This window comes from Candidatus Protochlamydia sp. W-9 (assembly GCF_001950615.1).
GTDB classification, from domain to species: domain Bacteria; phylum Chlamydiota; class Chlamydiia; order Chlamydiales; family Parachlamydiaceae; genus Protochlamydia; species Protochlamydia amoebophila.
This window is the reverse complement of the sequence record NZ_BCPZ01000222.1, coordinates 62,106-68,305: the sequence shown is the minus strand read 5'-3', so window position 1 is coordinate 68,305 and position 6,200 is coordinate 62,106. Positions and strand designations below refer to the sequence as shown.

Here is a 6,200-nt window from a genome sequence, read left to right as displayed (position 1 = left end):
AGTTTATCCTGTGTATAATATTGGTCTCAATAACCAAAGGGATCTAAATGAAGGGAAAACTTTTCTTTATGTTTCTAACTCTCTTTACAGAGTGCATTGCTTATTCGTGTGACTATCAACGTCTATACACATTAAGCAGAGTCGTGGAAGAAGAAGACGAGAATGATGAAGAAGAAACTTATGAAACCCTAACTGAAAAACAGATTCAACAAAACCCTAATCCTCCTTACAAAAAGTCGACAGCCTAACCTATTTAAATTAAGCAATAGTTGATGACCAAAAAATCGACTTATCAATTGGTCAATTTATACCATATTCATTCTATTAAATGTGTGGTTCAAATTTAAAATTAAACTTTATAACCTAAAATAAAGTTTTTAATTTTTCTTTAATTTTTTCTGATTTTAACATTTTTCGTTAAAATTTATGAATTACATACCCATTCCCAAAAAGACTTGCACATAAATAATTCGTGAGTTATCGCTTTGAGAAAAGTTCTAGTCAGCTAATGGCAATAACTCAATTGAGCAGACATTGCTTTTGTTTAAATTTCGAAGCAATTAGTTACAAACTAAAAAAATAATGAAAAATTTAATGTTTTTTACTTTTATCTAGATCCTTTTGTGTGAATACAACCGAATGCATGATAAATGATTTCTTAAATCTTTAAAAAAACCAATTTTTGAATTCTACTGCGCAAGATCCTGGTTATCTATTTAGATGCAATAAATGCCGTCCTAAAGAATCAACAGTAAAATAAAAACTTTAGCCGGCGGGGCGGGGTTTAACATCGGCTAGACTTCAAAGGATATTATTTTTTTAGTCTATTGGATTTTTATTAATACTTTTCATCCACAAATATAATGGCCTCAAATTTTAATACCTTATTCGTTAAGTAGGATGAATTGACACGCAAACTGTTCAATTTATTTATGAGTAATTAAGCAAGTTTTATGAACAAGTTAGAATAAATAAAATAGCTAGTGAGGATGAAGGCTATAGCTGCTTATTATTCTCAATTCAAAATCAATGACAAGATCATTTGGAGCCTAGCTTATATCGCAACGTTAACTCTCTTGAGCTAGCAACAACTTTTTGACGACATGTAAGAATCAGCTGTCAATAAAGATTTTGAAAGCGAGCATTAGCTCGCCTTTACTTTATCCCAAGCTTTGTTGTAAAGAATACCCTTTTCACCCAGATATTTAATCAACTCAGCTTTATCTAAAACCTCTTTCGGCATAAATAGAACAGCATTATTTTTTAATTCACTGGATAAATGCTCATAAGCAGCTAAATTTGGACTTAAAAAGAGAGAATGCTCGATGTTTTCAGCAGCTACTTTACCATCTAAAAGAAAATTAATAAATGCATGAGCCAATTCTTTTTGAATAGCTTCTTTAGGAATCACCATAAAATCCATAGAAAAACTAACGCCTTCTTTTGGATAGAAAAAATTCACATTTTTGTTTTCTTTCATAACTTGCAATGCATCCCCATTATAACCATTGACAATGAGATACTCAGCACTGGAAATCCCCGCTTTATATTGTTCGCTTTCAAATTTGGCTAAATTAGTTTTCCAATCGATGAGCACTTGCGCTGCTTGATCAATTTGTTGCAATTGAGTTGTATTGGCACTATAGCCTAAAAATTTCAAGGCAGCGCCTAAAGTCTCCCGCACATCATTAAGCATCGTCATGCGACCTTTATAATTCGATTTGCCAAATACCCCCCAAGAAACTTCTAAATTTTTAATCTTGTCTTGACGATAAACGATTCCAGCACTGGAAACCATATAAGGGACACCTAAATTGAGCAATGAGCGATCGACTTTGTTAGTATACGCAGAATCTAAATTTTTGAGATTGGGAATTAATTCTTTATTTAAAGGATCGAGCATATTTTGTTGATTCATGATTTGCATGAAATAGTTGCTTGGAAAAATGATATCATAACCACCGGCTCCTAACTTTACCTTAGCATACATCGATTCATTAGAATCAAAGGTATCAATAATAACACGACAATGGTGACTTTCCTGAAATTTTTCTATGATTTCAGGTTTGATGTAATCACTCCAAATCATGATGTGCAGTTCTGGCACAGGCGTATTTTGGCATGCCGTAAAAATACTAAGGCTAGCGAACAGGGAAAGTAATAAGAGAAAGTATTTTTTCATGCTCAATCCTCTTTAGATAAACGTTGTGTAAAAAATATAAATACAAATGTCACGCCCAAAATCAGAACAGAAAGCGCATTCACTATAGGTGTCGATCCAAACTTAATCATATTATAAACATAAACAGGCAACGTCGAAACCCCCTGCCCCGCAACAAAAAAAGTAATGACAAAATCGTCAATAGAAAGAATAAAAGCTAAAAGAGCTCCAGACATCAATCCTGGTGCTAATAAAGGAAGTAAAATCCTTTTGATTAAGGTCCAGGTATTTGCTCCTAAATCTTGTGCAGCTTCTATCAAAGTAAAATCAAAATTCTGCAGTTTTGAAAGCATAACCATCGTAACATAACTCATACAAAATGTCGTGTGTGCAATAAAGACCGTAAAAAGGCCCAATTTTACATTTACAGTGACAAAAAACAGAAGAAGACTAATTCCTGTTAGAATATCAGGAATAAGCAGCGGGGTATAAATGAGTCCGTAATGGAAATTTTGTAATTTGGATTTATAAAGGTGTAAAGCAAAAGCTGCACACGTTCCTAAAAAAGTCGATACAATTGTCGCAGACACACCTACGATTAAAGAATTACGTAAAGCATACCACATTTTATGCTCATTCCAAAGCCGATCATACCACTTATAAGTAAAACCAACCCATTGTCCACCAAATCGTGAATCATTAAAAGAATTAATGATTAAAACGAGAATGGGAACGTATAAAAAAATGAGAACAAAAACTGTGATCCAAAAACTTAATGGACTTTTTTTCATTCTCTGTTCCTCACTTCTACTTCAATTTTTTTTTGCCGAGTAGAAATAAAAACATAGGCTAAAAGTGGTAAAAAGATAACTAAAGACAAAAGAGCAGAAAGAGCGCTTGCTTGGGGTAAATGACGATCAACAAAGACTCTTTGAGCAATTTTATTCCCAATCATTTCACTGCTAAACCCTCCTACAAGGTCTGGAATTACATATGCACCAACGGCAGAAATGAAAACCATCATTGTTCCTGTTAAAATTCCTTTAGCTATTCCAGGAATAAACACTTTAAAAAATGCTTGGTTTTTTGTGGCTCCTAAATCCATAGCAGCTTCAAATAGCTGAAAATTGAATTTGGAAGCTGCTGCATAAATAGGAAAAACGGCAAAAGGTAAATAAGTGTAAACCATAACTAAAATGACTGAACCTAGATTATAAAGGAGAGATGTATCAGCATCTATCAGGTGAATAGAAACAAGAAAATTTTTGATATACCCTTCGGGATGTAAAAGCATTTTCCAAGCAAAAATCCGAATGAGAAAACTACTCCAAAAAGGAAGAACTAACATGAGCATGAGCAAGCGCCTAGCTCGTTTTGAAATCAATGTCATCTGGTAGCCAACTGGCAACGCTAAAAGCAAACAAAATAGCGTCGTCGCTATTCCCAAAAAAATCGTTCGGAATAGTAAAACGTAATAATTAGGATTGATTAAATCTTTAATTGCTTCTAAAGACCACCCCTCGCCAACTCCTCCATAAATATTATTTGGCTTTAAAGCATAAGCATAAATGATACAGGTTGGTATCAAAAAAAATACTAAGAGCCAAATAAAAGAAGGTAGGGTTAAAACCCACTCATTTTTAGTTTTGCTATTCATTGTTATTCTCGAGCTTTTGGCATCGCTCCAAGATAAATCCATCATCTGAATGCCACCAAATCCACACTACATCTTTCCATTTAATGGGGGCTTCATCAAGAAGGAACCGACTGTGTTGTTGATTGACAGAAATTTTTCGATCTCCGACTTGAATACCAAAATGAGTATGATCCCCTTTGTAAATGACATCATCGACAATTCCCTGAAAAACATTTTGAAGAGGATGGGCCTGAATTTGTTCGCGAGAAATATGAATTTTTTCTGGTCTTACACTAAGATGAACAGCATCTCCTTTCGATAGTTGTTTATCATTAAAACAATAAATTTGAGGAAATCCTTCTACATCAACAAGACTGTATTCCTTTTGAGTCGTCTCTTTTACCCAACCATCAAAAAAATTGGTGTCACCAATAAAATCTGCCACAAAACTACTTTTGGGCATTTCATAAATTTCTATAGGATTTCCAATTTGCTCTAAACTCCCTTTATGTAAAACAGCAATGCGATCACTAACAGCCATAGCCTCGCTTTGATCATGAGTAACAAAAATAAATGTGATTCCCACTTCATCATGAATACGATCTAAATCTAAGAGCATTTTTTGGCGTAATTTTAAATCCAATGCCGCTAAGGGTTCATCTAGTAATAAAATGCGAGGATGGTTGACTAAAGCTCTTGCAATAGCTACACGTTGCTTTTGCCCCCCGCTAATTTGATCAGGCTTTTTATGTCCGTGTTCTTTCATCTGAATTAAACCCAACATCTGCTCGACTTCTCGTTTAATTTCTGTTTCAGATCGCTGAGCAATGCGAAGACCAAAGGCGATATTTTCCCAAATCGTTAAATGAGGAAATAAAGCATAGTTTTGAAAAACGGTATTGATAGGTCGTTTATTCGCAGGGAGTTTAGTGATGTCTTGCCCGTCAAGTAAAATCCTTCCTTGATCAGGTTTTTCAAATCCTGCCAAAATCCTTAATAGTGTTGTTTTTCCACATCCACTAGGGCCTAGAAGAGAAAAAAACTCTCCTTTATTAATAGCAAATGACACATCATTCAGGGCTATACTATCTGCAAATTTTTTTGAAACATGTTCAAAAACGATGCCTTCTACCATCAATACCTCTTTTCAAGCTAACGATTATTTTAATTTATAAACTTTTTCGCATGATTAAAAGCCTAATAAAAACTTCTAAGCATAACTCGATTTTTCTAATTAGGCAACTCTTTAACAACACTCATAGCTATTAGCTAAAATATGTCTCCAATTAGAAATTCACAATCTTTTTAAAAACAAATTATTAAATAAAATGAATCGCTAAACTTTTAATTACATTTTTTCTCGTTTATCATTACATTTTTAACATTAAAAATAATGTATTTTTTAAGGAGTAGGCTTTTGAAATTTTTTTTATTTTCAATACTCTTTCTTGCTCCATATCATCAACTTTAATATAATGTTGGCAATTTCTAAAAAAATTTTATCTTATGAAAAAAGTTTGTCGTGTTTTTTTTATTTTTTCTCTTTTATTGTTCTCTCCAGCATGGTCTGAACTATTAAGTTTTGATTTAAAGCTCACTAACGGTTATCGATCCGATTCTCTGAATACGCAGCGTAAATTCTTGAAAGCATACGAGTCCTCGTTTTCAAATGATCAACTTAAACTACGATCTATCTCTCTTTATCAAGTCGGTTTCAAAGCTAATCTTTGTCTACTGAGTTTATTCGTCCATTTAGATGCCGATTATGCTTGGGCAGGATCAGGAGGATGGAAAGAGATCCAACATCTCTATTCCCAACAAAATGCTCGTTTCGAATCTAGCAAACTCAAAGGAATGACTAAGGATGCTATATTGGGAGTAGGATATCAATTTAACTTGATTCCTTTTTACCGTTTAATCACTTTAAGACCTATGCTTGGCTGGTCTTATCATGAACAGCACTTTAAGACAACACATATAAAAGCACGAATCAATGATGTGTCAAAAACTGCAAATTTAGGCTATTCCAATCATTGGGAAGGACCTTGGGCCGGGATTAACCTAAAAGGTTTTTTAGATGAATTTTCTATCGACCTAGGTTATGAATATCATTGGGGGAACTGGCAATCTAAAAAAAACATACACGGCTTACAAGCGTTAAAAGATCAATTAGCTCGTAAAGGTTGGTCAAAGCACACGCACGGACAAGTTTTTTATATCGATGCAACATGGCACTTTAATTTATGTTGGTATATCGGATTTGGTTTGAAACTTCAGGAATGGAAAGTTGCGCAAGAGAGGCTAAAATCTCCCAATGAAAGTGTTTTAAACGAAAAATCTCATCACACAGCATGGCGATCTTTTGCTGCAACAATAGATATTGGATTTGGGATTTAAATAATC

The 6,200-nt window shown here is 33.9% G+C and carries 6 protein-coding genes; 2 read left to right on the top strand and 4 right to left on the bottom strand.

Going from position 1 to position 6,200, the window contains the following annotated elements; genetic code table 11:
* Positions 1–47: 47 nt before the first annotated feature.
* Positions 48–248: a hypothetical protein gene (locus BU804_RS07375; protein ID WP_039357964.1), complete on the top strand. Its 201-nt coding sequence runs from the start codon at positions 48–50 to the stop codon at positions 246–248.
* An 896-nt stretch (positions 249–1,144) separates the two neighbouring features.
* On the opposite strand, the gene BU804_RS07370 is transcribed toward BU804_RS07375, so the two are convergent.
* From BU804_RS07370 to BU804_RS07355, 4 genes are read right to left on the bottom strand one after another with little or no spacing between them, the layout of a single operon-like run.
* On the bottom strand, positions 1,145–2,182 hold the full coding sequence (locus tag BU804_RS07370) for a polyamine ABC transporter substrate-binding protein (protein ID WP_075883572.1): 1,038 nt from the start codon (positions 2,180–2,182) through the stop codon (positions 1,145–1,147).
* Positions 2,183–2,184: 2 nt separating this feature from the next.
* Complete coding sequence (locus BU804_RS07365; RefSeq protein WP_075883571.1) at positions 2,185–2,952, bottom strand: ABC transporter permease; 768 nt, start codon at positions 2,950–2,952, stop codon at positions 2,185–2,187.
* On the bottom strand, positions 2,949–3,818 hold the full coding sequence (locus BU804_RS07360) for an ABC transporter permease (RefSeq protein WP_042282148.1): 870 nt from the start codon (positions 3,816–3,818) through the stop codon (positions 2,949–2,951). Before BU804_RS07360 ends, BU804_RS07365 begins: the two co-directional genes overlap by 4 nt.
* Positions 3,811–4,932, bottom strand: coding sequence for an ABC transporter ATP-binding protein (locus BU804_RS07355; RefSeq protein WP_042282150.1), 1,122 nt, complete (start codon positions 4,930–4,932; stop codon positions 3,811–3,813). The genes BU804_RS07360 and BU804_RS07355 overlap by 8 nt, the downstream gene beginning before the upstream one ends.
* Before the next feature lie 371 nt (positions 4,933–5,303).
* Here BU804_RS07355 and BU804_RS07350 point away from each other — a divergent pair, with 371 nt between their 5' ends.
* The gene (locus tag BU804_RS07350; protein WP_075883570.1) at positions 5,304–6,194 is read left to right on the top strand and encodes a hypothetical protein; all 891 of its coding nucleotides are present in this window, start codon (positions 5,304–5,306) and stop codon (positions 6,192–6,194) included.
* Positions 6,195–6,200: the final 6 nt, after the last annotated feature.

Coding starts and splice junctions, on each gene's coding strand:
- BU804_RS07375 (WP_039357964.1), top strand. CDS start 48: ATGAAGGGAAAACTTTTCTTTATGTTTCTAACTCTCTTTACAGAGTGC.
- BU804_RS07370 (WP_075883572.1), bottom strand. CDS start 2,182: ATGAAAAAATACTTTCTCTTATTACTTTCCCTGTTCGCTAGCCTTAGT.
- BU804_RS07365 (WP_075883571.1), bottom strand. CDS start 2,952: ATGAAAAAAAGTCCATTAAGTTTTTGGATCACAGTTTTTGTTCTCATT.
- BU804_RS07360 (WP_042282148.1), bottom strand. CDS start 3,818: ATGAATAGCAAAACTAAAAATGAGTGGGTTTTAACCCTACCTTCTTTT.
- BU804_RS07355 (WP_042282150.1), bottom strand. CDS start 4,932: ATGGTAGAAGGCATCGTTTTTGAACATGTTTCAAAAAAATTTGCAGAT.
- BU804_RS07350 (WP_075883570.1), top strand. CDS start 5,304: ATGAAAAAAGTTTGTCGTGTTTTTTTTATTTTTTCTCTTTTATTGTTC.